At 49.2% G+C, this 22,709-nt stretch carries 22 protein-coding genes and 1 tRNA gene; 12 read left to right on the top strand and 11 right to left on the bottom strand.

The window, feature by feature from the left end:
• Positions 1 to 3 precede the first annotated feature (3 nt).
• Both SYN6312_RS17135 and SYN6312_RS17140 read left to right on the top strand, forming a co-directional pair.
• Entirely contained in the window at positions 4 to 945 is a 942-nt protein-coding gene (locus tag SYN6312_RS17135) for an acyltransferase family protein (protein ID WP_015126158.1), read from the top strand.
• A gap of 30 nt (positions 946 to 975) precedes the next feature.
• Positions 976 to 2,223: an HD domain-containing protein gene (locus tag SYN6312_RS17140; protein ID WP_015126159.1), complete on the top strand. Its 1,248-nt coding sequence runs from the start codon at positions 976 to 978 to the stop codon at positions 2,221 to 2,223.
• A 43-nt stretch (positions 2,224 to 2,266) separates the two neighbouring features.
• On the opposite strand, the gene SYN6312_RS20245 is transcribed toward SYN6312_RS17140, so the two are convergent.
• The 3 genes from SYN6312_RS20245 to lgt all read right to left on the bottom strand — a co-directional run bounded on the left by SYN6312_RS20245 (position 2,267) and on the right by lgt (position 3,458).
• Positions 2,267 to 2,425 carry a hypothetical protein gene (locus SYN6312_RS20245; RefSeq protein WP_015126160.1) on the bottom strand — a complete coding sequence of 53 codons (159 nt, stop codon included), beginning with the start codon at positions 2,423 to 2,425 and terminating at the stop codon, positions 2,267 to 2,269.
• Between the two features lie 23 nt (positions 2,426 to 2,448).
• Entirely contained in the window at positions 2,449 to 2,538 is a 90-nt protein-coding gene (petN, locus tag SYN6312_RS17145) for a cytochrome b6-f complex subunit PetN (protein ID WP_015126161.1), read from the bottom strand.
• Between the two features lie 89 nt (positions 2,539 to 2,627).
• Positions 2,628 to 3,458, bottom strand: a complete 831-nt coding sequence (lgt, locus tag SYN6312_RS17150) for a prolipoprotein diacylglyceryl transferase (protein ID WP_015126162.1) — start codon at positions 3,456 to 3,458, stop codon at positions 2,628 to 2,630.
• Between the two features lie 91 nt (positions 3,459 to 3,549).
• Between lgt and SYN6312_RS17155 the strand changes: the two genes are divergently transcribed.
• The 3 genes from SYN6312_RS17155 (at position 3,550) to SYN6312_RS17165 (ending at position 5,357) form a co-directional block, all read left to right on the top strand.
• Positions 3,550 to 4,143, top strand: coding sequence for a GerMN domain-containing protein (locus tag SYN6312_RS17155; protein ID WP_015126163.1), 594 nt, complete (start codon positions 3,550 to 3,552; stop codon positions 4,141 to 4,143).
• A 71-nt stretch (positions 4,144 to 4,214) separates the two neighbouring features.
• Positions 4,215 to 4,676, top strand: a complete 462-nt coding sequence (locus SYN6312_RS17160; protein WP_015126164.1) for a MarR family winged helix-turn-helix transcriptional regulator — start codon at positions 4,215 to 4,217, stop codon at positions 4,674 to 4,676.
• An 81-nt stretch (positions 4,677 to 4,757) separates the two neighbouring features.
• Positions 4,758 to 5,357: a hypothetical protein gene (locus SYN6312_RS17165; protein ID WP_015126165.1), complete on the top strand. Its 600-nt coding sequence runs from the start codon at positions 4,758 to 4,760 to the stop codon at positions 5,355 to 5,357.
• Here the strand turns inward: SYN6312_RS17165 and cobN are convergent.
• Together cobN and SYN6312_RS17175 are read right to left on the bottom strand one after the other, a co-directional pair.
• Positions 5,350 to 9,084 carry a cobaltochelatase subunit CobN gene (gene cobN / locus SYN6312_RS17170; protein ID WP_015126166.1) on the bottom strand — a complete coding sequence of 1,245 codons (3,735 nt, stop codon included), beginning with the start codon at positions 9,082 to 9,084 and terminating at the stop codon, positions 5,350 to 5,352. The genes SYN6312_RS17165 and cobN overlap by 8 nt on opposite strands.
• Before the next feature lie 37 nt (positions 9,085 to 9,121).
• The gene (locus SYN6312_RS17175) at positions 9,122 to 9,367 is read right to left on the bottom strand and encodes a hypothetical protein (RefSeq protein WP_156804868.1); all 246 of its coding nucleotides are present in this window, start codon (positions 9,365 to 9,367) and stop codon (positions 9,122 to 9,124) included.
• 14 nt (positions 9,368 to 9,381) lie between these two features.
• Here SYN6312_RS17175 and SYN6312_RS17180 point away from each other — a divergent pair, with 14 nt between their 5' ends.
• The 3 genes from SYN6312_RS17180 (at position 9,382) to SYN6312_RS17190 (ending at position 12,123) form a co-directional block, all read left to right on the top strand.
• Entirely contained in the window at positions 9,382 to 11,640 is a 2,259-nt protein-coding gene (locus SYN6312_RS17180) for an ATP-binding protein (protein ID WP_015126168.1), read from the top strand.
• A 68-nt stretch (positions 11,641 to 11,708) separates the two neighbouring features.
• Positions 11,709 to 11,945 carry a 50S ribosomal protein L28 gene (rpmB, locus tag SYN6312_RS17185; protein ID WP_015126169.1) on the top strand — a complete coding sequence of 79 codons (237 nt, stop codon included), beginning with the start codon at positions 11,709 to 11,711 and terminating at the stop codon, positions 11,943 to 11,945.
• A gap of 91 nt (positions 11,946 to 12,036) precedes the next feature.
• Positions 12,037 to 12,123 (top strand) — tRNA-Ser (locus SYN6312_RS17190).
• 511 nt (positions 12,124 to 12,634) lie between these two features.
• Here SYN6312_RS17190 and SYN6312_RS17195 read toward each other — a convergent pair.
• The 3 genes from SYN6312_RS17195 to SYN6312_RS17205 all read right to left on the bottom strand — a co-directional run bounded on the left by SYN6312_RS17195 (position 12,635) and on the right by SYN6312_RS17205 (position 15,110).
• Positions 12,635 to 13,453: an ABC transporter substrate-binding protein gene (locus SYN6312_RS17195; protein WP_015126170.1), complete on the bottom strand. Its 819-nt coding sequence runs from the start codon at positions 13,451 to 13,453 to the stop codon at positions 12,635 to 12,637.
• Between the two features lie 80 nt (positions 13,454 to 13,533).
• Positions 13,534 to 14,595, bottom strand: coding sequence for a streptogramin lyase (locus SYN6312_RS17200; protein WP_015126171.1), 1,062 nt, complete (start codon positions 14,593 to 14,595; stop codon positions 13,534 to 13,536).
• 50 nt (positions 14,596 to 14,645) lie between these two features.
• Complete coding sequence (locus SYN6312_RS17205) at positions 14,646 to 15,110, bottom strand: hypothetical protein (RefSeq protein WP_015126172.1); 465 nt, start codon at positions 15,108 to 15,110, stop codon at positions 14,646 to 14,648.
• A 340-nt stretch (positions 15,111 to 15,450) separates the two neighbouring features.
• On the opposite strand from SYN6312_RS17205, the gene SYN6312_RS17210 reads away from it, so the two are divergent.
• On the top strand, positions 15,451 to 16,740 hold the full coding sequence (locus tag SYN6312_RS17210) for a Glu/Leu/Phe/Val dehydrogenase (protein ID WP_015126173.1): 1,290 nt from the start codon (positions 15,451 to 15,453) through the stop codon (positions 16,738 to 16,740).
• Between the two features lie 24 nt (positions 16,741 to 16,764).
• On the opposite strand, the gene queC is transcribed toward SYN6312_RS17210, so the two are convergent.
• From queC to gpmI, 3 genes are all read right to left on the bottom strand, one after another.
• Entirely contained in the window at positions 16,765 to 17,460 is a 696-nt protein-coding gene (gene queC / locus SYN6312_RS17215) for a 7-cyano-7-deazaguanine synthase QueC (protein ID WP_015126174.1), read from the bottom strand.
• Positions 17,461 to 17,521: 61 nt separating this feature from the next.
• Entirely contained in the window at positions 17,522 to 17,758 is a 237-nt protein-coding gene (gene secG, locus SYN6312_RS17220) for a preprotein translocase subunit SecG (protein WP_015126175.1), read from the bottom strand.
• 63 nt (positions 17,759 to 17,821) lie between these two features.
• Complete coding sequence (gpmI, locus tag SYN6312_RS17225) at positions 17,822 to 19,420, bottom strand: 2,3-bisphosphoglycerate-independent phosphoglycerate mutase (RefSeq protein WP_015126176.1); 1,599 nt, start codon at positions 19,418 to 19,420, stop codon at positions 17,822 to 17,824.
• 237 nt (positions 19,421 to 19,657) lie between these two features.
• Between gpmI and SYN6312_RS17230 the strand changes: the two genes are divergently transcribed.
• Genes SYN6312_RS17230 through SYN6312_RS17240 form a run of 3 tightly spaced genes read left to right on the top strand, consistent with a single transcriptional unit; the run spans position 19,658 to position 22,708 of the window.
• Positions 19,658 to 20,824: an ABC exporter membrane fusion protein gene (locus SYN6312_RS17230; protein WP_253276387.1), complete on the top strand. Its 1,167-nt coding sequence runs from the start codon at positions 19,658 to 19,660 to the stop codon at positions 20,822 to 20,824.
• Positions 20,821 to 21,975 (top strand): ABC transporter permease DevC, encoded by a 1,155-nt coding sequence (gene devC / locus SYN6312_RS17235; protein WP_015126178.1) that lies wholly within the window; start codon positions 20,821 to 20,823, stop codon positions 21,973 to 21,975. The genes SYN6312_RS17230 and devC overlap by 4 nt, the downstream gene beginning before the upstream one ends.
• A gap of 19 nt (positions 21,976 to 21,994) precedes the next feature.
• Entirely contained in the window at positions 21,995 to 22,708 is a 714-nt protein-coding gene (locus SYN6312_RS17240; protein WP_015126179.1) for a DevA family ABC transporter ATP-binding protein, read from the top strand.
• The last annotated feature ends 1 nt before the right edge of the window (position 22,709 follow it).

Below are 22,709 nucleotides of genomic sequence, written 5' to 3' on the forward strand. Positions count from 1 at the left end.
TTTATGAGATTTGTAGGAGTTGATATAGTAAAGCACATTTTTGCATTAGGAGTAATTTGGTTACACGTAAAATCCGAATCCCGCTACTCCAAAGATGTTAGTGACTTAATTAATATTGTTGGAAATTATGTAGATGGTGCTGTTATTGGCTTTTTTCTTATTTCTGGTTTCTTCTTTAAGGGTGCCTCTGATTGCAAAATTCAGAGTTTAGTGAGTTTCTTTAGGAAAACCTTTATGAGACTTATGATACCTTTCTTTATATTTTCTTTTATTTATGTATCCGCCTTATATTTGCTTGGAAAGTATAGCCTTGTCAACGGTTTAATATCAATTCTGAAGCTTCAGGGGCCAATGCAGATGTACTTTCTTTCCTATTTGTTTTTAATTTTGAATACATTATTTCTATGTACATTATTACTGAACTTATTCAACGTAGATTCAAAATATTTCTTCTTGATCTTGGCAGTAATTGCTCTAATTTTTTCTCAAATTTACCCAGTTGAATCACCTGCCGGCCCAAACCTATTAAATATCCCATTGTATATTTTTTGTTTTTCATCAGGACAAATGCTTAAATACTCATTTTCAAAAAATATTGAATCATTTTACGTCTATGCTTTTGTAGTTAGTTCTTTATTCTTAGCTATGTCTGGATTTGATCACCGCTTTCTAGATGTTTCAATTGTTTTTGTCCTGTTTACACTTGGAGTCTACGTATCTTACTCGAAAATACTTTCAAACTTCACTGCTCCGGGAAGTGGTGGTGTTTATCTTTTACATGCTCCTATTACGATTTATGTTGTTTCTCTTGCATTGACAAAAATTAGTGTTCTTGGTTTTTTAAATGCTGTTCTATCTGTTATCCTGACGTACGTAATCTGTCTATTCATCACGCTTAGTGTTCGTCTTCATCTGCCAAAGTTTTCGTTTCTTCTACTTGAGTGACTCAACTTTAATCGGGGTACTTTTCCTGAGATGTTGCCTAGTCGGACGTATCATGATCCTCTCCACGGAGCCATTACCCTTGACGGTAGTGATCCACTTGAAAAGCTGCTGATTCGCTTAATTGATACCCCGGCCTGTCAACGGTTACGGCGAATCCGGCAGTTGGGAACAGCCAGCTTAACCTTTCATGGGGCTGAGGCTTCTCGCTTTACCCATTCTTTGGGGGTGATGCAGATTGCCCGGCGGGCTTTTGACCGATTGGCGAAACGATATCCAGAACTACGTCCCTATCGTCCTCAGGTGTTGGCAGCAGCCCTATTACATGATTTAGGCCATGGCCCCTTCAGTCATACAGCCGAAGAGATTTTTCAGGGACAGCATGAGGGTTGGACTAGGCGGATTTTTCTGGAATCCCCACCTGTGCGCCAGGCCTTGGATGAATTTCACCCCCAGTTAGCCACAGACCTAGAAAAAATTTATCTCAAGCAGTTTCCCATTCCGCTAGTTTGGCAGTTAGTCACCAGTCAGCTAGATTGTGACCGTTTGGATTATTTGATGCGAGACAGCTATTTTACCGGGGCTTCCTATGGGCATTTAGATCTAGACCGAATTTTAATGGCTATGGATTACGACCCGGTCTCCCAAGAATTGACGGTGAATCAAAAGGGGTTAGCAGCGATTGAACATTATTTGTTTGTCCGCTATTTTATGTATGCCCAGATTTATAACCATCCGAAAAATTTGGCTGCGGCCTGGGGGCTAGAACAAGCAATTTCTCGGGCTAGGGAGCTATTTTGGGTGGGTCAAGTTTGGGCGGATGGGGTGATCGGGGCCTGGTTAACTCAAAACAATCAGGAGTTATCCCTGGAGCAGTATTTAGGGGCAGACGATATTACCTTGGATTACCATCTCCAGGCCTGGCAGCACCATTCAGACCCGATTTTGGCCGATTTGTGTCGGCGGTATTTGGATCGAGATTTGCTCAAGGCCTGGGATATCAGCAGTGGATCAGAATTAGAGCAACAGGTCAAAGCGGCGAGAGCCAAAGAGTTAGCGAAGAAACTTAAGTTTGACCCCAACTACTATGTGACGATTCGGACGGCTGTGAGTCGGGGTTACACCCTCTATAACAAGGGGATCAAGGTCAAAAGTCCCACGGGCCTGGTGGATATTAATCAATGTTCCAGCCTGGTGATGACCTTAACCCAGCCCTTAACAAAGCAGTATTTACTCTATCCACGGGAAATTGAAGCTGACCTCCAAAGAAGTAGTGGCTAAGAGTCTATGAAAAATTTGCACGGAAGGAGGAGAGGAACTGGGCCTATTTCCGTTTGCCTTTAACCCGTTGTTCTTTTTGTTCCTGGTCTAAACGCCGCCGATCTCGCCATTCCGCAAAGGTTAAATAGCTAATTCCCCCGGTGATCGCTAGGAGCAGGCCCAGGGCAACTAAGATCAGGACATTAACAACCGAAGTTTCCACAAGCAATTAAGGTTCAGCCCCCATTACATCCCGTGGCGGCCCCAAACAACGAGGGCAATGGAAACTGTAAATAGACCCAAAACACCAACCCAACCCAAGGAAAGAATATCCATAGCTAACCTTTACTAAATTCCCAGGCGTTAACAACAGCCCCCATTTTAACTCAGGTTGGCTATGGGCAATCCGAGAAAATCCCGATACATTAGGGTTGTTCTGTTGTCGAGACTACATCGGGTAAGGGGCGTTGCCAACGATATAACCAGAAGAGGCCCCCCAGGCCAACCAGAATAAACACTAGGCTCATCACCTGGGCAATCCGTAAGGGGCCGAGCATTAAGCTATCGGTACGCAGGCCCTCAATCCAGAGGCGGCCAGCACCATATCCCAAAGCATAGATAAAAATAAGGGTTCCTGGCCGGGCCTGGGGAAACCGAAAAAATACCCAGAGCAAAATACCCAGTAGCCCCAGGTTCCAAATGGATTCATAGAGAAAGGTGGGATGAAAGGAGTCAAATTGACGGAGGTTTGGGGGGCGGCGGTTGAGGGGAATGTAGAGCTTCCAGGGTAAGTTGGTCGGATCTCCAAAGGCCTCGGAGTTGAAAAAGTTGCCCCAACGGCCCATGGCCTGGCCCAAAATCAGGGAGGGGGCGATCACATCTAATAACTGCCAGAGGGAGATTTTACGGAGCTTACTAAAAATGATGGTCGCCCCAAGTCCCCCAAGAATAGCTCCATGAATGGCGATGCCACCCTGCCAAACTTGGATAATCTGCTCAGGATGGTGCTGGTAATAGTCCCACTCAAAGGCAACGTAATAGAGGCGGGCGGCGGGGACTGCGGCGAGGACTAACCAAATCGCTAAATCAGGAATTAAGTCCGGATCTAGGTGACGGCGGCGGGCCAGATGTTGGGAGAGCCAAATACCGATAAATACAGCGGTGGCAATAATGACTCCATACCAGCGCAAGGTGAGGGGGCCGAGGTGAATCAGGGGGCCGGGGGACGTAAACAGAAAACTGACAAGGGGTGACATGGGTCTATTCTAGGAGGGTAGGCTGGAACTATTATGGGGCTGTAATGCGTCCCCAAGATTAGATTTTGGGCGTTGGTTGAGGTGAGTTGTCATGCCAGGCCAGGAACAAAAATGGATGCGCTGGGGGTGGGGGCTGGGCCTGGTGGCATTGGTGACCATTGGTGGCACGGCCTGGTGGACATTTCAATCTCAGGCCCCGCAGAGTGTTGTCCCCACGCCAACCAGTTCTCCGGTCGTGGTCTCTGGACAGGTAGAGCTTTACTGGTTAAACCCCCAGGGGACAGGCCTGGTGAAAACCCCCCTAACCTTTGGGCCAATTTCTAAGAACGCCACTGCCGAGGAACTCCTCACTACTGGTTTAAGCCAACTGTTATCCGGGCCTGATGCACCGACCTTGACTACCACGATTCCGGCTGGAACAAAGCTAGAGACTCTCGATGTTAAGCCCGATGGCATTCATATTAATTTATCTAAGGAATTTAAAGAGGGGGGTGGAAGTACCTCCATGCAAGGGCGATTGGGACAGGTACTCTATACGGCAACCAGTTTAAATCCAACTCAGCCGGTCTGGTTATCCGTCAATGGTCAGCCTTTAACGGTTTTGGGTGGGGAGGGCCTGGAAGTTAAACAACCCCTGACACGGGCTGAATTTGAACAATCATTTGCCTTGGCTCCCTCAAAATAGCCCCTGACGCTCCTACATCACTCTTGTGTGAATGAGTTGACAGTAACAATATGTGTATATACACTTAAGCTATGGATCAACAAATTACGCCCCTCGACTCAACGGTCCTACAGCAGGTGGTGTCTGGATGTGCTTGTTTTCAACTCCGGAAGGCAACACGGGTGATCACGAAACATTTTGACGATGCCCTCAGACCCACTGGCCTGTTGATTACGCAGTTCACAGTTTTAGCCGCTCTGGGCCTGGCAGGTGTGGTTTCAATCCATGAGCTAGCCGATATTCTGGTGATGGATCGGACGACCTTGACCCGCAACCTGCAACCTCTGGAACGCCAAGGCTGGATCACGATTGCCCCAGGCCTGGATCAGCGCACTCGCCTCGTTTATCTCACTCCCAAAGGAGAACAGATATTGAGTCAAGCCTTTCCCCTTTGGCAACAGGCCCAGGCCACCATTGAAGCATCCCTTGGCCAATCCCAATGGCAACTGCTCCAGGCCAGCTTAGGGGCAGCAACAACCACGATCCAGTCCTAAAATTTTTTCCGATATATGTGTATATGCACTTAAGTTGAATCTCGAACTCTGTCCGCAAATTTATTTATTTTTGGAGGTTTTATGATTTCCTTGACCCAACATCAACGGCAACACTGGACAAATCGCTTACTTTTGGTTGCGGCTCTTTGGGGCTTGCTGGTTGGAGTGAGTAGTTACTGGGGCTGGTTGCAGAGTTTAACGGGGCTGGGCTTTGCATTGCTGGTGTTTTTGGGCATCGCAACTCCAGTTTTTGCCTACTCTCAAATGCCATTATTGCGGGCCTACTGCCAATCTATTCCCCTTTACTATTTGACCCTGCTTCATCTGTGGCGGATTCCGGCGGCGGTGGTATTTTTCTACTATGGTGCTCAGGATTTGCTGCCTCAAATATTTGTCGAGCGGGCGGCCTGGGGTGATTTAGTGGCGGGGGTGTTGGTGATTCCGGTGCTGATGCGTCCCCGGAGCCAGAAAAAATACTGGGCTTTTCATTTGTTTGGCATGGCGGACTTTATCCTGGCTGTGGGCACTGGTTTAACGCTGACATTGCTGCAAGTGCCGAGTATGTCCACGATTGCTACGTTTCCGATTGCCTTGATTCCAGCCTTTGGGGTCGGGATTTCTGGGGCTTCGCATCTCTTGGCCTGGGATATTTTGTTCAATCGGCGGCAACAGATCAAGTAACCCCATAAGTCTCAATTTTGGCTTCGGCCTGGTGCAAAATGGCCCGTAATTGATCTTTGCAACTTGGCTCTACCTCTGTCCACAGGCCCCGTTTTTCCGCTTCTAATAATCGCTCGGCAATATCCCGTAAAACATGGGGATTCTTGGCCTGGAGAAAATCCTGGACGACCGGATCAAAGACATAGGCCTGGGCGACTCCGGCAAACATATGATTGGGGATGGTCTGGGTGGTGGCAGCAAAACCAAAGAGAAAATCCACGGTGGCGGCCAGTTCTGTGGCTCCTTTATACCCATGACGCATGACTCCAGCGATCCATTTTGGGTTAATCACACGGGAACGATAGACACGGGCGAGTTCTTCAGTCAGGGCGCGGATTTTTGGGTTTTCGGTCTGGCCATGATCGCCAAAATAAACCGTTGGAGCTTGTTCGTTAAGGAGATTTACCGCCGCTGTTAATCCCCCTTGAAATTGGTAGTAATCATCAGAATCAAGAAGATCATGTTCTCGATTGTCTTGGTTGTGGAGGACGATTTGCATTTGGGCCAGGCGATTTTGAAAGGCTTTTGGGGCAGGTTGGCTTTGGCCGGTTCCGGTATAGGCAGTGCTGCTCCAGTTGATATAGGCTTGGGCCAGATCGGTGGTGTCATTCCAGGCCTGGGGGTTGTCAATTAAGCCTTGTAATCCAGCTCCATAGGCTCCGGGGGGGGATCCAAAAATCCGTAACCTGGCCTGGGTTTCGGCGGTGGTTAAATTAATACCCTGATCTACAGCCGTGGTGATTTCAGTTTGAACATGGGCCGCTAAGGGGTTTTGCTCCGGCGGTTCATTCAGACTAGCGACTAAGTTCACGGCATCATCAAAGAGTTGAATCAGGTTGGGAAAGGCATCCCGAAAAAAGCCGGAAATTCGTAACGTCACATCTACTCGGGGACGGCCTAAAAGCGTGAAAGGTATAACGTCTAAATCCACGACCCGGCGACTCGGCCCATCCCAAACCGGCATCACTCCCAAGAGAGCTAAAGCTTCAGCAATGTCGTCTCCCCCGGTGCGCATGGTGGCTGTACCCCAGACCGAAAGACCGAGGGTTTTGGGAAATTCTCCCTGTTCTTGGGTGTAGCGCTCAATCACGGCTTCGGCAGCTTTGCGACCTAAATCCCAGGCCACTTCGGTGGGAATTGCTCTTAAATCGACGGCATAAAAATTGCGTCCTGTGGGTAATACATCAGGTCTGCCACGGGTTGGCGCGCCGCTGGGGCCACTGGGAATATAGCAGCCATCTAAACCCCGTAACAATTGAGTCAGTTCTTCATTGGTGCGGCGGAGATTGGGCAGTAAACTATCAGCAATCCAGGCCAAGACCTTGTTAGTTTCTCTGCCTAAATTAGTTGGTACGTCTTGAGTGAGAAGGCGATCAATCAGTAAACTGGCCTGGTGATCTAGTGCGGCTGTCCAATCCCCCACGGTGCGAAATTTGGGATCAGGACTGGGTTCTGTGGCAGGGGTGGTTAAGGGATCACAATCAAACCCTAAATCTATTGCTAAAGAACGAGTTAAACCGAGATGAATCCGATTAGGGGAGCGAGCAATGGCAAAAATTAAATCCCGGAGTTGGCTGTTTTCAGGACATTGACCCAAAATATGCAACCCATCTCGAATTTGGGCATCCCGGAGTTCACATAAATAGCCATCGGTTTGATTCAACCAGGCCTGCCAATCTCCACTCTCAGCCGGTGCAAGGTGCGCTAAATCCTGATCCAAATGCAAAACCTTAATCAATTCATCAATCCGGTCTTTAAGGAGTGGTAAACGAGGCGGATCGAGTTGTTCAGCTTCGTAGTATTCATCGAGAACTTGGCTGAGTTCATCCAACGGCCCATAAAGCCCGGCCTGGGTCATCGGGGGGGTGAGATGGTCAATAATTACAGCTTGGGAACGCCGCTTGGCCTGGCAGCCTTCTCCGGGGTCATTGACAATAAACGGGTAAAAATTCGGCAGTGGCCCGAGGGCAAGTTCGGGAAAACATTGATTCGAGAGAGCCACACTTTTTCCGGGAAGCCATTCTAAATTGCCATGTTTACCGATATGAATCACCGCATTGGCCTGGAAACTATGGCGAATCCAAAGATAGAAACTGAGATAGTTTGGGGTGGGTAGCAGTTCAGGATTGTGATAATTCGTATTCGGGTCTAAGTCGTTACCGCGTGGGGGTTGAATGCCGATAAAAATATTGCCAAATACCAGGCCTGGGATGGGAATATCCTGTTGGGGTTGGGGATAATAGGTTTCAAGTTTTTGTTGAATAGTTTCAGATTGTGACTTGAACCAATTTTTATATTCTTGAATTCTAAAAGATTGATTTACAGGACGATAACAACTCTCTGGATCGTGGGTGATACTTTTCATTAACTGTTGAATCAGTTCATCGCCAGTGTTCGGTAATTCTTGAGCGCCCAAATCATATCCGGAAGCTTTAAGTTCGTGAAGAATTTTGACACAACTGGCCGGGGTATCTAAACCAACACCGTTAGCAATTCGGCCATCTTTAGCGGGATAGTTTGCGAGAATTAGGGCAACTTTTTTGTCAGCATTATTAAGCCTTCTCAACTTGCCCCAATGGGCAGCTAACTCGGCAACAAAATCAATGCGACTCGGTTCCGGCTGATAACCAATAATGGCTGTTTCTAACTCTTGATCGTAAAGTTCTCCCGACTTAAACGAAATTGCCCGACTAATAATCCGCCCATCCACTTCTGGCAAGACCACATTCATCGCCAAATCCCGCGGACTCAACCCCAAAATATCCTCCTGCCACGTTGCCAGGCCACTGCCACTGAGAATGACTTGAATCACGGGGACATCCAAGGCTTGCCAAAACTCCAGGCCCCGTTCTGTATCGGTTTGGGCTAAATCAAGGCGGGCAATGGAAAAACTGGTGGTATTGAGAATCAGATCAATTTTGCTGGTGTCATTTGGAGCTAAAAGTTTAAGTAGTTCGGCCTGGATGGTTTCATCTTGAAGGGATTGGGCATAGACGGGAATCGGTTGTAATCCTTTTTCGCTCAGGGCCTGGCAGAGGGCGGTAATCGGTGCGGTATTTCCTGCTAAATAATGCGCGCGGTAAAACAAAATTCCAACTTTTGGGGCTGTTTCGGCTAACTCAACTTGACTGTTCCAGGCCATGATTCCGACTCTAGGCACAGGTTGCGGTAAGGCTGGAATTTGGGGTGTATCCAGACAGGTAAAGCCGAGAAACAACAGGGCCTGGGTCATATTTTCCACCCCGCCTTCAAGAAAATATCGCCACAGTTGATCCACCTGCTCTAGGGGCAAACTCGACAAACTCATTAATTCCAAATCCGGGCGATCATCTCCGGGCAAGACAATCAACTTCGCACCCGAATCGGCCACCGTGGTTTGTAAGACCTCTAAGCCATAAGACCAATAGGCCCGCCCCCCCAAAAGCCGCAAAACAATCACCTCGGCCTGGGCTAAGACCGCTTCGGCATAATCATCAATAACAATTTGCTGCTGGAGGTTCAAGTAATTCATCACCCGGACGGTGGGAAAATCCTGGGGTAAGCGGGTCCAGGCCTGGGAAAGGACGTGAATATCAGTATCGGCGGTGGTCAGGAAGAAAATCGGGGCCGGGGTTTGGCGAATAAAATTAACAGTTTCGCCGTTGCTATTGGTTACATTCTGATTGGTTAAATTAACAATTCGATGCATTTATTTTTCCTAATTTACAGAGCTAAATGAATCGGGCTTAATCCTTAAGGAATCTGGTGTGAATTGCCATCTGATGATCTCCGACCGTTACAACAGAAATTAGATCAGGCTTGATCACCACAAAAATAATATTCAGGAAAAATACCACCAAGGTGGGGTTCTGTTCATCTCGGTGATGGTGGATGGGGTGTGACTTCACTACTTTAACGGGTTGTTCCAATCTCACCTGAAAATCTGCTTGCATTGAGCATTGTTGGCTGACCAACTTACATATCTTACTCATAGAGGAATAATCTGGTGTCACCGGATACGGCCATAATCTTTTCGCAAACCTTGCCTGCGGGGAAGTATGGGCAATTTGCCGCCGTGCTTCTGGCTCAGACTCAAGAGCTAGGGGAGCGGGTTGTGATTCAAGATACGGGTGATCCGTTACCGGAACAGAATCTCATGGGATTGGCCAATGAGGATAGCTTCGGTGCGGAGTTTCCTAATTTAACGAACCCAGGCCTGGGGGAAACAGAAAACTTTACGGCAATTGTGGCACCGGATTTTACGGCTCTACTGACGGCACAAGCAACCCCACTACCGGGCTTCTTGAGATTACAACTTACCTTTGCGCCGCAGCTAGTGCGGGAATTTCTCCAGAGCTTACCCCGTCAACTCCAATGGCCAGAGTATCAATCTGGGGCATCTACCCCTGTATTGCAAGTCACTCAAACCATTTTGGCTGAACTTTTAAACCTCTGCGCGGCTGATCTATCGCCACAAACGTCAATTTGTCAGCCCCAAGTTAATCTGGCGGTTCAACAACGGATGCAGCGGGAACGCCTGATTCATCAAATCACGACCCAAATTCGCCAAAGCTTAGATCTACCCGCCACCCTCAACACCGCTGTGAGCCAAATTCGGGAATTTCTCCAAGCTGACCGGGTCTTAATTCTCCAGGCCATGGCCGAAAACCAAGGGGAAGTGACCTATGAAGCCCAAAGGGACGAGGCTTGGAGTTCCCTGTTAGGAGTTGGGGATATTCCTTGGGGCCCGGATCCAGTCAATTGGCAGCAGTTCCGGGATGGGGAGATTTTGGCACTGCCGGATATTACTGTTAATCACCAGCAAAACGGGGTCTGGGTAGAGTTTTGGCAATCTTATCAGGTACAATCTCTTCTCCTGGTTCCGATTGTGGTTCAGGGAAAAGTCTGGGGGGGATTAATGGCCCATGCCTGTCAACAACCACGGGTTTGGTATCCCCAAGAGCAGGAATTTTTGAGTCATGTTTGCAATCACATCAGCATCGCCATTTATCAATCCCAACTCTACAGTCAACTCCAACAACAGAAAATCAGCCTAGAAGATCGCGTTGCCGAGCGCACCCAGGCCCTGCGTCAATCCCTTCTAGCTGCCGAGGCGGCCCACCGAGTTAAGAGTGATTTTCTGGCCACCATCAGTCATGAACTCCGCAGTCCCCTCACCTGTGTGATTGGGATGTCGGCGACTCTTTTGCGCTGGCCCCTCGGCCCCTTGACGGAAAAACAACGGCAATACCTAGAGACTATCCACGCTAGCGGTACTCACCTACTGGAGTTAATTAACCGGATTTTAGAACTTTCCCAGGTGGAGGTAGGGCAGGCCGCCTTGCGGATTCAATCGTTTTCTTTGGGGCAACTGGCTCGACAGGTGCGGCAACGGGTGCGGGCCTTGGCCATGGCAGCCCAACTGAATTTAAAACTAGAACTGGATATTCCCGCCCATCTAGATACCTTTACGGCTGACCCGCACCGACTCCAACAGGTCTTAATTCATCTGCTGACCAACGCGATTAAATTTACCCCAGCCCAAGGAAGCGTGACTCTGCGGGTGGAGTGTGATGGCCAGGAGGCGCGCTTTGCGGTGTCTGATACCGGGATTGGGATTCCAAGTCATTTACAGCCCTTGCTGTTTCAGCTTTTTCAGCAGTTAGATACACCCTATCGGCGGCGACATGAGGGGATGGGCCTGGGGTTAGCCTTTGTTCAACAAATTGTCGATCTCCACCAAGGAACGATTACGGTGCAATCCCGAGAAGATCATGGGTCAACGTTTTTTGTCTCAATCCCGCTCCAGGCCTGGGAATCTTCCCTCACCGCGTTACCGATTCCGGCTTCAGAAGGTCGAATTATCTTAATTGAGGAACAGGAAGATACGGCGACCCTGATTTGTGAACTTTTGACGGCAGCGGGATATCAAGTCATTTGGGTCACAGATCCGGTCATCGAACAGCTATCCCACTTCCAACCCTGGCTGATTATTGTCTCCCAACGCTTAGATCGATTTAATTTAAATCGATTAGTCGAACATCTGCAGGCAGCCCCCAGCCCCCAACCCACAAAGGTCATTCTGCTGTGCCCCCCAGGTGCGTCCCTCACTCTACCGGAGACTGGATCTGAACCAGAACCGTCCTATCTGAGAGCCGATGCTTGCCTCCACTATCCCCTTGACCCGGAAGAATTATTAACCCAAGTTACAGCTTTAATTCAACCGGAGAGAAAATCTTTGTTCACGGCTGCTTCAGTCCCTTAGAAATACCAGGCCTGGGCTAAAGGTGGTACACTACTAAGTCTGTGGTTATTTCGCCTTGTGAGTGACTTATGAGCCGTGTCTGTCAACTAACCGGAAAAAAAGCTAACAACGCCTACGCTGTCTCCCACTCCCATCGCCGGACGAAGAAGCTGCAAGAGGTCAATCTGCAATGGAAACGGATTTGGTGGCCGGAAGGAAATCGGTGGGTACGGCTGCGGCTATCAACTAAAGCCATTAAAACCCTCCAATTTAAGGGTCTGAGTGCCTTTGCGAAGGAAGCTGGCCTGAATTTACATAAGCTTTAGGTTGATCGAGATTACTGATGGCGGCGCGTGGAGATTACGGCATTTATCCCAAGGCTTTTTCGGTATCGATCAGCGTTTATAGTCTTTTCTTGGAGAGATGGCAGAGTGGTCGATTGCGGCAGACTTGAAATCTGTTGAAGGGTCACACCTTCCGGGAGTTCGAATCTCCCTCTCTCCGTTTTATGTTTGTCTGAGACTATCTCAAAATGTCCATTTATGAAGGGATTTAAGTCCTTTCTAGCACTTCTTCAGTCTCAGTTAGTCTCATTAAATACCCTGCAATCCAGGGATAAGTAGGGGTAATCTCTCTTGAGTCTCACAACGTACCCCTATGGCACTCACAGGCCTGGCGGAACAATATTTTCGGAAACACTTTTGGGGTGTAGGATGTGGGGTGCTGCATAATCAAGAAATGATATGAGGAAGCAGTGAACGTTCCCAAAACTTGAGGCAATGAAGTAATAGTTTTATCGAGGCCGCTAAGACTGTGACATAGAGCTTCAATCCGTGGCTCTTCGCGGGATCAAGATACCCTTTGGGGGAACAGGAGTCGATAAATTGGCGACCATAATCCAGACAAAGATAGTTTTGCTTTGCGCCACGGTGGCCGTTCCTACTGACATGGGTAGATTGACAATCAGGACAGTTCATCTTTCCATTATGCAACGCCATTTCCATAGAACCAGGACTTACTGAGCGGCCGGGATAGTAGCATCGGTAACAGCGTACTGCGTGATTAATTCTTGCACACAACCACTGGTTTTTAGTTCCCTCACAAAGGCCTGCAGATAGGCAATTCCATTTGGACGATTTTTTCCAGTCGCCATGGCCTGTTGAATCGTCATAAACGGCTGTGGCAGAATGCGTAAACCGCCATACCGCTTCATATCTGCCTCCAGTTGATTACGAATCCCAGCCCCAACTGGATGATTATTAGCCAACATATAGCTCGTCACCTCTGGAGAGGTTGGTGCTTGAATAATCCGGGCCTGTTTGATAGTGCGATTGAGGAAAAGATTATAGACGCTGTTTTTTCCCACCACAATTTCAATATCAGAACGATCCACATCACTCAGGTTTTGAATTGGCAAATCCACCCTGACAATATAAGACCCTTCAATGTGAACATAGGAGTCTGTGTAGTCCACACTTTTAGCCCGCCAAGGATCAACCCCAAAGAAGCCAATATCTGACTGATTGGTACTAACCCGTTCAAAAGAAATTGCCGCAGCTTGAACAACAACAAAATCTGCCGGGACGCCCAATTGCCAGGCCAGTAAATGGGCAATATCGACAGAAATACCATAGGGTCTAAAGTTCTCATCTTCCGTAGCCAAGACATAATTTCCCGTATTAATCACCACCCTCAATGTTCCACTTGGAGCTAATTCGCGCCTTGCTTCTGGGGTGGGTGCGGGAAATTTCGCTGATTGGCACGTCATGGGTTTCAGGGGAGGAACAGGATCAGCGTAGGCAACAGTTTCCCAAACGCCAAGGAGGAAAGCCATACCCAGGCCTGGGATCAGCAACAACGTATGAAACAGGGTTATCGGTAATTTTTGGGGACGATAATGTGTGTGATCAAACGCTATTTTATACGCTCAAATAAAACAATCTGATCAACCCCTTGCTGTCCGGCCCAAATCCGATCTCCAACTCCATTCATCTGGAGCGTTTGGACATTCTGCTTGTTCCCCGGAAAAATAGTAAATGAATTTGTGACCGGATCAAACTGGTGAATTGAATTCGTCCCAAAATCAGAACTCCAAACCTTATCTTGGTTATCAACATAGGTGGAATAGCCCCGCGGCCCCAGGCCTGGTAGTTTATAGGAGTCCCAAAGTTTCGAGACTGGGTTAAATCGCATCAAGGCCCCAGTCCCCCAGGTCGTAATCCAGATATTGCCTTGGGAATCTGACCAAATTCGCCGCGAACCATTGGCAATCCGCTCAGGAATGGTAAACACCTCTGGGAGAAAGGTTGTTGTGTTAATCCGGGCAATGTAATTCCCTGCCAAACTGGTGTACCAAACATCCCCTTTCGGTGTTGCTGTCATCCCGTAGGGACCATAGCCCAAGGGAGCCGGAAAGATTTTAATGTCACCTGTGCGTGGATCTAAGCGACCATAATAGCCATTTTGGGCTGTAAACCAGAGAATTCCCTTACCATCAAACACGGGCGTATTCAGGTTGCCGTAACCCATCGTGTGGGGAAATGGCGGCAGGTTATACCGCTTCACTTCATGGGTTTTCCGGTCAAAACGGACAATGGCATTGACTTCATCACAAATCCAGAGATAGCCATCTGGGCCCATAATGACCCCGTGGGGATGGGAGCCACGACCAAGGGGATACAACTTCACCTCCCCAGTGGCCGGAATAAGATGCCCAATCACCCCTGACCACTGCCCATTAAACCAAACAGAACCATCGGGATCGGGGGCAACATCACGAGTTCCCATACCGGGCACAGTTGGATAAATGGTCACTTTGTAACGGCTTGCATCATTGCCAATGGCATCGGGGGCAGGAATAGCCGTTGTCTTGTATGTGGTGGCTGGAACCGGGGCCGCTAAGACACTACCACCGCTCACAGGCAAGGCAAGGATCAGGGAGAGGAGGAGGGATGAAACTGAAAAAGCTCGGATCATGGTGAATTATGACAGTAGGGGTGGGGATGGTTGGGAAAATGGTACGGAGGCTAACGGCAGCCAAACGCTTCTAGGTCGTAGGTAAACCCCTTCGATTGGGGATAGAGGCGATAGTTTTCGAGAATTTTGACATTAAAGACATCAAAAACCTTCCCAGACTGATTTACTTGTAACGGGCCCCAAATGATTGGTTTGTTACTATCGGGGACAAAGATTGGTGCGCCGGATTCAAAAATTGTGTCATCAGAATATCGGGCAATCAGTTGGGTTGGATAGGCGGCATTATCAGTGGTGACAGGTGTGAGTTTAATTGTGACCGTGGAAACAGGCCGGGGAATTATAAAATAGGTGTTGCCATGGGAATTAAAGCCCAAATCTGGAGCAATTCTGATACGAACCTTGTTTCCATCGGTGGGCGAGACTTGAGGGGGGAGTGGCTCACAGGTTTCAGCCGTTGCTTCTGGCGGAAAAGTGAGGATCAAACCAATAAACACAAAAGCAAGGCTAGATTTCATGAAAGTTGTTAGGTCACTAGTTGAGCATTTGCCTGATATTACATTGCCAACTAAAAACTTTCAATTTGAAGATACAGTTCTTAAACTTATAATGTTACGCAGACAGTTATAAATAGATAGAAATCTTAAGATTATTGTCTTTAATCGAATTTTTGACAAGTTGCTATTAGGCTGGCAATGTGATGATGCCCTCGCTTGGGATAGGAAAGCCTCATGGAAATCATTGGGCGAGGATCAACCTGATCTAAGAGTACGAAGCCAAGTAACGGTTCTGATAACCCAGGCCGGGTTGGGGAAGCCGCCATCGTAAAATTAGACTTAGGCCCAATTCCAGGATCTTATGAGTGGTTCCCAACTATCCGATGCCCAAATTCAACTGCAACGGGCCATGGCCCATGTGGACTTACCCGCCGATACCCTAGAACGGTTGAAATACCCCAAAGCCGCGATTCGAGTCGCCATTCCCGTGCGGATGGATGATGGCTCATTGCAAATTTTTCAGGGCTATCGGGTGCGCTATGAGGACACGCGGGGGCCGGGCAAAGGCGGGGTACGCTACCATCCCCATGTCACTGCCGATGAAGTGGAATCCCTAGCCTTTTGGATGACCTTTAAGTGTGCCGTGATGGATTTACCTTTTGGCGGGGCAAAGGGGGGGATCACGGTTAATCCGAAAGCCCTGTCGGTCATGGAATTGGAACGCCTTAGCCGCGGCTATATTGACGGAATTGCCGACTTTATTGGCCCGGACATGGATATTTTGGCCCCGGATGTCTATACCAATGCCATGATTATGGGCTGGATGATGGATCAGTATAGCCTAATTAACCGCCGGATCAGTCGGGGTGTGGTCACGGGTAAGCCAATTGCAATGGGGGGGAGTTTAGGCCGCAATTCTGCCACTGCTAAGGGAGCCTATACCGTCATCAATAATGTGTTGCCCCGCTATGGCTATCAACCCCAAAACACGACTGTGGCGATTCAAGGTTTTGGTAATGCGGGTGGAATTTTAGCGGAACTGCTTTTTAAGTCTGGCTATCGGGTTGTGGCGGTGAGTGATTCCCAAGGTGGTATTTATGCCCCAGAGGGATTAGATATTCCCAGTGTTAAGCAATATAAGGAAACGACGCGGGGCCTGGAGGCGGTCTATTGTGCCGGTAGCGTCTGCCAGCGCGTGGACTATCAACGAATTACCAATGAAGAACTCCTGCAACTGCCCGTGAATGTTTTGGTTCCCGCCGCCCTGGAAAAACAAATTACCCAGGATAATGCCGCCCAAGTCCAGGCCAAGGTGATTTTTGAGGTCGCGAATGGGCCGATCACTGCCGCTGCCGATGAAATTTTAGAACAAAAGGGAATTCCCGTTTTTCCTGATATTTTAGTCAATGCCGGGGGCGTAACCGTCAGTTATTTTGAGTGGGTGCAAAATCGCAGTGGCTGGTATTGGAGTGCAGCAGAAGTGGATCAAAAACTTCAAGAGCGGATGTTACGGGAAACTAATGAAATTTGGCACATTGCCCAGGCTAAAACCATCCCCTTCAGAACGGCGGCCTATGTTCATGCCCTGGGTCGAATTAGTGATGCCATTAAAGCCAGGGGAACTCGGGATGATTATCAGGGCCAACACTAACGCCTTCTTTAAGATATATTCAGCTTAAAAACAACGATAGGGAATTGGATCCACCAGGCCCAACTCGGCAAACGCTGCTAACCTTAACCGACAGGCATCACAAACCCCACAGGCCATGGGAACTTCACCCCTACCACCATCGCTATAGCAAGACCAGGTTTTAAGCCACGGTACACCTAACCGATTTCCCAGTTGAATAATTTCGGTTTTATGGAGATTGATTAAAGGAGCCGTAATCGTAATCTGTTTTCCTTCCCGACCCGTTTTTGTGCCTAGATCGAAGACCGTTTGCATCGCAGCCACATAGTCTGGGCAACAGTCGGGATAGCCAGAATAATCTAAGGCATTCACTCCGATATAGACCCGCTGGGCCTCCAGGGCTTCGGCATAACTCAGGGCAAAACTGAGGAAAATTGTATTGCGGGCTGGGACATAGGTGACGGGAATCCCCTGGCCCATGGCCTCAATATCCCGTTCTTCCGGTACAGCAATCTGATCATCCGTTAACGCAGACCCACCCCAGGCCCGGAGATTGAAGGTGACAACTTGATGGGCAACCACACCCGCAGCTTGGGCAATGGCCTGGGCAGAGTTGAGTTCCGTCCGATGTCGCTGACCATAATCAAAGGACAGGGCATGACAATCTAGACCATCGGCCTGGGCCTGGTATAACACCGTGGCGGAATCTAAACCACCAGAGAGCAAAACAACGGCCTTCATTCCTTACCCCAGGGTCTCTCCCTCTGCCCCATGGCCAATCTTGAAAAATTACGGTAAAAATTTAGGAACTTGCCCCTAACCAACCTGCGCTTAAGACCACTGTTAAGCCCATAAACAGTACGGTTAACGTCCAGGTAATTCGGTTTAAGGTCGTTTCCGCACTTTTGGTACTGGTAAATAACTGGGCCTGACCGCCAATCGCCGCTAGACCATCCCCCTTGGGGCTGTGAAGCAACACTAAAATAACTAAACCCAAGGCAGAAAAGGCCCAAACACCCATCAAGATTTTTTCCAACATTGCTTTAACTGACCTGTGACCTGTAGAACATCTGCAACACATCCTGAACCTTAATTCTAAGCCTTAAAGCTTAACCGGGACAGGGGTACGGCTAGTGCGCATCTCATAGGCCGCCGTATCGATTAAGGATTTTCCAGTCATTTCCGTTGGTTGCTCTAACTTGAGGATGTCCAAAATAGTCGGGGCCAAGTCCGCTAAACAGCCTCCCTCACGCAGTTGCACATCCGTCCCATGACCGGGAATTTGCCGTTTTTCCCCTTCTACCAAAATCAAAGGTACAGGGTTAGTCGTGTGAGCCGTCCAAGGATTGCCATTCTCATCCTGCATATATTCAGCATTCCCATGATCCGCCGTAATCAGGAGTGTGCCGCCCATCTTCAGAGTGCTGTCAATCACCTGACCCAAAAAGCGATCAACCGTTTCCAAGGCCTGGATCGTTGCGGGAATTTGCCCCGTGTGTCCAACCATATCGGGATTGGCGTAGTTGACTACTACTAACGAGTAAATTCCTTTTTCGACCCCTGCTACTACCGCTTCCGTAACCGCTGCTGCTGACATGGCTGGGGCCCGATCATAGGTGGGAACCATGGGACTGGGAATCAAAACCCGATCTTCCCCCGGAAAGGGATCCTCAATACCACCATTAAAAAAGTAGGTGACATGGGCGTATTTTTCTGTTTCGGCCACCCGTAATTGCGATAACCCGGCTTCGGAAATTACTTCCCCCAGGATTTTGTTCAGGTTTTGAGGGGGAAAGGCCACATCACAGGTCAAACTACTGTCGTATTGGGTCAGAGTGACGAATTCTAAGGGTTCAATCTGCTCCCGGGGAAATCCCTGGAAATTGGGGTCAATAAAGGCCTGAGTCAGTTGCCGGGCCCGATCGGGGCGAAAGTTAAAGAAAATGACCCCATCCCCTGGCTCAACCGCCCCCGCTGCAATCCGGACGGGTTGAATAAATTCATCGGTAATCTCGAGTTGATAAGCCGCCGCTGCCACTTCCCACGGTGCAAGAGAGTTCATCCCATCGTTGGAGACCATCACTCGATAGGCCAACTCCACCCGATCCCACCGCCGATCTCGATCCATAGCGTAATAGCGACCACTCACCGTCACGACTTTGCCCAGGCCAATGTCCTTTAAGTGCTCTTCTAGGGTTTTTAACACCTCCTTGGCTTCCATGGGCGGGGTATCACGACCATCGGTAATGGCATGGATACAGACTTCCGTAATTCCCTGTTGCTGGGCCATTTCCACAAGGGCATAAAGATGATCTAAATGGGAATGCACCCCCCCCTCGGAACATAGGCCAATCAAATGTAACTTCCTTTGACGGCTTTTCAGGGCCTGGCAGAGCTTGACAAGGGCCGGATTTTGATGCAAGGTTTCATCCTCCGCTGCGTCAGAAATACGGACTAACTCCTGAGGCACAGTTCGGCCGGCCCCAATATTTAAATGCCCAACCTCCGAATTACCCATTTGCCCCCGCGGCAGACCGACTGCTTTACCGGAAGTATGCACCAAGGTGTGGGGGTAAGCCGCCCATAGACTGTCCATGACAGGTGTTTTCGCCAAAGCTACAGCATTTCCAGCCGATTCTTCTCGGTAGCCCCAGCCATCTAAAATAACGAGAACAACAGGTGCAATGGATGTCGATGTCATGGGACGACCCTACCAATAGACAGTGGCAATGAAGATATTTCCGCAGAGTGGGTATTAAGCAACGCATTAAGCAACAGATCTGTGATAAATGATACCATCCCCCCTCAGAAGGGCAATAGGGTATTGGTGCGAACATGATTTCATATTTTTAGCATTTCTTTATATTTAGATTAGGATCAACACAGACTCAGACATTTGAGGCAGGCTACAAACAATCAGGGAAGGAAGGTGAATCGGGTGGGGAGTCCATTTAGTCTCAAGGGCATGAATCCCTGGCTCATCGGTAGTTTGGTCGGTCTCGGGCTATTGACCTTGATGGTGAGTCTTCGACAGTTGACAAGTCTCCCCGCATCTACGCCCAATCCTGCTATCAGTGAGATTAAGCCACCGCCCTCGGAAAAAATCAGTGCCTTGGGCCGCCTTGAGCCAGAAGGGGAGAGTATTGTTTTAAGTGGCACCCCCGGTGAACGGATTGGCAAGCTCTTAGTTAAAGAAGGGGATTTTGCTCAACCCGGCCAAGTTCTGCTCTATTTAGATAGTTATCCGGAACGCTTGGCAGAGCGCAACTTAGCAGCGGATCAGCTGGCAGAAGCCCAGAAACGTCTCCAGGCCGAAACCGAACTGGGAGAAGCCCAAATTACCGAGGCCCGCTCCCGGCTGAACCAAGTCACCAAACCAAAGCTGGCCCAAATGCAGGCCCAAAAAGCCACGATTCAACGGATTGCCGCAGAACTAGCCTCGAGCCAACGGGAATATCAACGGTTTCGCCAGCTATCCCAGGCCGGGGCCATCTCCCAACAACAGCTCGAAGACAAAGAATTGATTGTCCGCAGCCGTACTGAAGAACTGGAAGCCGCCCAGGCCACCTTGAGCCAAATTAGCAACGAAGAACAGACCAACGCCGTCAATGCCCAAGATCAACTCCGCTCTGCCCAGGCCAACCTCAGTCGTTCCCAGGCCCAGATTCTCGTCAACTCTGCCAAACGGAATTTAGAATTAGCCGAAGCTCGTCTCCAGCGCACCATCATTCGTTCTCCCCGGGCTGGCCAAATCCTGAAAATCTATACCTGGGCCGGGGAAGCCATTGGTGATGATGGGATTTTACAACTGGGCAATACAAAGCAGATGTATGCTGTCGCCGAAGTCTATGAAACCGATGTCCCCCGGATCCAAATCGGCCAACCGGCCCTGATTAAAAGCCCCGCCTTCCCCAAGCTGATTTCTGGTCAAGTGGCCCATGTCGGCCTGCTCATTGCTAAAAACGATGTCATTGATACGGATCCGGCGGCCAAAACCGATGTCCGGGTTGTGGAGGTAAAAATTCGTCTGGATGATAGTCGTATTGCCGCTGGCCTGACCAATTTGCAGGTAGAAGTTGTGATTGATCCAGGTAGGCCAGAATGATTTTTGCGATTCCCCTGGCCTGGCTCCAACTCCAACGGGAACGGATTCGGCTGCTAGTCGCTGTGGCAGGCATTGCTTTTGCAGTGGTTTTGATGATGATGCAGTTTGGCTTTCGGGATGCCCTGTTCAAGGCTGCGGTGCGCTTTCACGATGGGATTAACGCCGATATTGTCCTGATTAGCCCCCAATCCACAGCCCTAATTGCGATGAAGACCTTTACCCGGCGGCGGCTCTATCAAGCAGGTGGGTTTGTCGGAGTTGAGTCTGTTTCCCCCTTGTATTTGGGCTTTGGTCTCTGGCGGAATCCGGTGGATAAAACCACGCGTCAACTCCTCGTGATTGGGGTCGATCCCACGGCTGACTCCTTTATTTTGCCAGGGGTTCGGGAAAATCGGGAAAAAATTAAACTTGCCGATCATGCCCTGTTTGATGTGGACTCCCGCGCTCAATTTGGGCCGGTTAGTCAACTGCTACAGGACAATGGGCGGGTGATCACTGAAGTTTCCGGGCGACAAATCACAGTGGATGCGGCCTTTCACATGGGGGCGAACTTTGGGGCTGATGGCAATTTACTCACCAGCGACCTGAATTTTTTACGGTTATTTCCGCGCCGGCCTGTGGGACTGATTGATGTTGGGTTAATTAAGGTTAAACCAGGGACTGCGGTTGAAACGCTCGTGGCTCAGATGCGCGCAGAGCTACCCAATGATGTTCTTGTTCTCACCCATCAAGGCTTTGTGGATTTTGAGCGCACCTATTGGGAAAAAAGCACTTCTATTGGGTTTATCTTTTCCCTGGGGGCCTTGATGGGCTTCATTGTCGGCACAGTCATTGTCTATCAGGTGCTTTACACAGATGTCTCGGATCACTTACCAGAGTATGCCACCCTCAAGGCCATGGGCTATCGGAATTTATATTTCTATGGGGTGGTCATGCAGGAGTCGCTAATTCTGTCTGTATTGGGCTATATTCCAGGGGTTGCGGTGGCATTTGTGCTATACAACCTAATTTATAGAGCCACTGCGCTCCCGGTGGGGATGACTGTTGAGCGAGCCTTGATGGTCTTTGTCCTGACAGTCATGATGTGTACTGTATCGGGCGGCATTGCCATGAGGCGGGTCCAGGCCGCGGATCCGGCTGATATTTTCTAAGGCTCAAGGATGTGGGGCGATGGAACCCGTTATTGATATTCAAGGCTTAAATCATTATTTTGGCTCTGGTCGTCTCCGTAAGCAGGTTTTGTTCCAGCTAGAGGCCCAGATCTATCCGGGGGAAATTGTGATTATGACCGGGCCATCAGGATCTGGTAAAACCACCCTCCTGACATTGATTGGAGCCTTACGGTCGGCCCAAGAGGGAAGCTTACGGGTTTTGGGACAAGAACTCCGCCATTCCAGCACCAGTCAACAACTACAAATTCGTCGCCAAACTGGCTATATCTTCCAAGCCAACAACTTACTCCACTCCCTGACGGCCCGCCAAAATGTGATGATGTCAATGGATTTACAGCCGGATATTCCTGCCCCCATGGCTGAAAAACGAGTCACAGAGATGTTAACGGCGGTGGGATTGGGGGATCATCTGGATTACTTACCCCATCACTTATCGGGCGGTCAAAAACAACGGGTTGCCATTGCCAGAGCCTTAGTGGGCCATCCCAAGTTGGTTTTAGCTGATGAACCCACCGCAGCCTTAGATAAACAGTCAGGGCGAGATGTGGTGGAAATTATGCGGAAACTGGCCCAGGAACAGGGTTGTACAATTTTGCTAGTGACCCATGACAACCGAATTTTAGATGTGGCGGATCGGTTAATTCAGATGGAGGACGGGCGGCTGTTTCAAAATTTACCCACACCTGCGGGAATGGAGCACTTAGGGAGATAAC

The organism is Synechococcus sp. PCC 6312 (assembly GCF_000316685.1).
GTDB lineage: Bacteria > Cyanobacteriota > Cyanobacteriia > Thermosynechococcales > Thermosynechococcaceae > Pseudocalidococcus.

Coding starts and splice junctions, on each gene's coding strand:
- SYN6312_RS17135 (WP_015126158.1), top strand. CDS start 4: ATGAGATTTGTAGGAGTTGATATAGTAAAGCACATTTTTGCATTAGGA.
- SYN6312_RS17140 (WP_015126159.1), top strand. CDS start 976: ATGTTGCCTAGTCGGACGTATCATGATCCTCTCCACGGAGCCATTACC.
- petN (WP_015126161.1), bottom strand. CDS start 2,538: ATGGATATTCTTTCCTTGGGTTGGGTTGGTGTTTTGGGTCTATTTACA.
- lgt (WP_015126162.1), bottom strand. CDS start 3,458: ATGTCACCCCTTGTCAGTTTTCTGTTTACGTCCCCCGGCCCCCTGATT.
- SYN6312_RS17155 (WP_015126163.1), top strand. CDS start 3,550: ATGCCAGGCCAGGAACAAAAATGGATGCGCTGGGGGTGGGGGCTGGGC.
- SYN6312_RS17160 (WP_015126164.1), top strand. CDS start 4,215: ATGGATCAACAAATTACGCCCCTCGACTCAACGGTCCTACAGCAGGTG.
- SYN6312_RS17165 (WP_015126165.1), top strand. CDS start 4,758: ATGATTTCCTTGACCCAACATCAACGGCAACACTGGACAAATCGCTTA.
- cobN (WP_015126166.1), bottom strand. CDS start 9,084: ATGCATCGAATTGTTAATTTAACCAATCAGAATGTAACCAATAGCAAC.
- SYN6312_RS17175 (WP_156804868.1), bottom strand. CDS start 9,367: ATGAGTAAGATATGTAAGTTGGTCAGCCAACAATGCTCAATGCAAGCA.
- rpmB (WP_015126169.1), top strand. CDS start 11,709: ATGAGCCGTGTCTGTCAACTAACCGGAAAAAAAGCTAACAACGCCTAC.
- SYN6312_RS17195 (WP_015126170.1), bottom strand. CDS start 13,453: ATGGCTTTCCTCCTTGGCGTTTGGGAAACTGTTGCCTACGCTGATCCT.
- SYN6312_RS17200 (WP_015126171.1), bottom strand. CDS start 14,595: ATGATCCGAGCTTTTTCAGTTTCATCCCTCCTCCTCTCCCTGATCCTT.
- SYN6312_RS17205 (WP_015126172.1), bottom strand. CDS start 15,110: ATGAAATCTAGCCTTGCTTTTGTGTTTATTGGTTTGATCCTCACTTTT.
- SYN6312_RS17210 (WP_015126173.1), top strand. CDS start 15,451: ATGAGTGGTTCCCAACTATCCGATGCCCAAATTCAACTGCAACGGGCC.
- queC (WP_015126174.1), bottom strand. CDS start 17,460: ATGAAGGCCGTTGTTTTGCTCTCTGGTGGTTTAGATTCCGCCACGGTG.
- secG (WP_015126175.1), bottom strand. CDS start 17,758: ATGTTGGAAAAAATCTTGATGGGTGTTTGGGCCTTTTCTGCCTTGGGT.
- gpmI (WP_015126176.1), bottom strand. CDS start 19,420: ATGACATCGACATCCATTGCACCTGTTGTTCTCGTTATTTTAGATGGC.
- devC (WP_015126178.1), top strand. CDS start 20,821: ATGATTTTTGCGATTCCCCTGGCCTGGCTCCAACTCCAACGGGAACGG.
- SYN6312_RS17240 (WP_015126179.1), top strand. CDS start 21,995: ATGGAACCCGTTATTGATATTCAAGGCTTAAATCATTATTTTGGCTCT.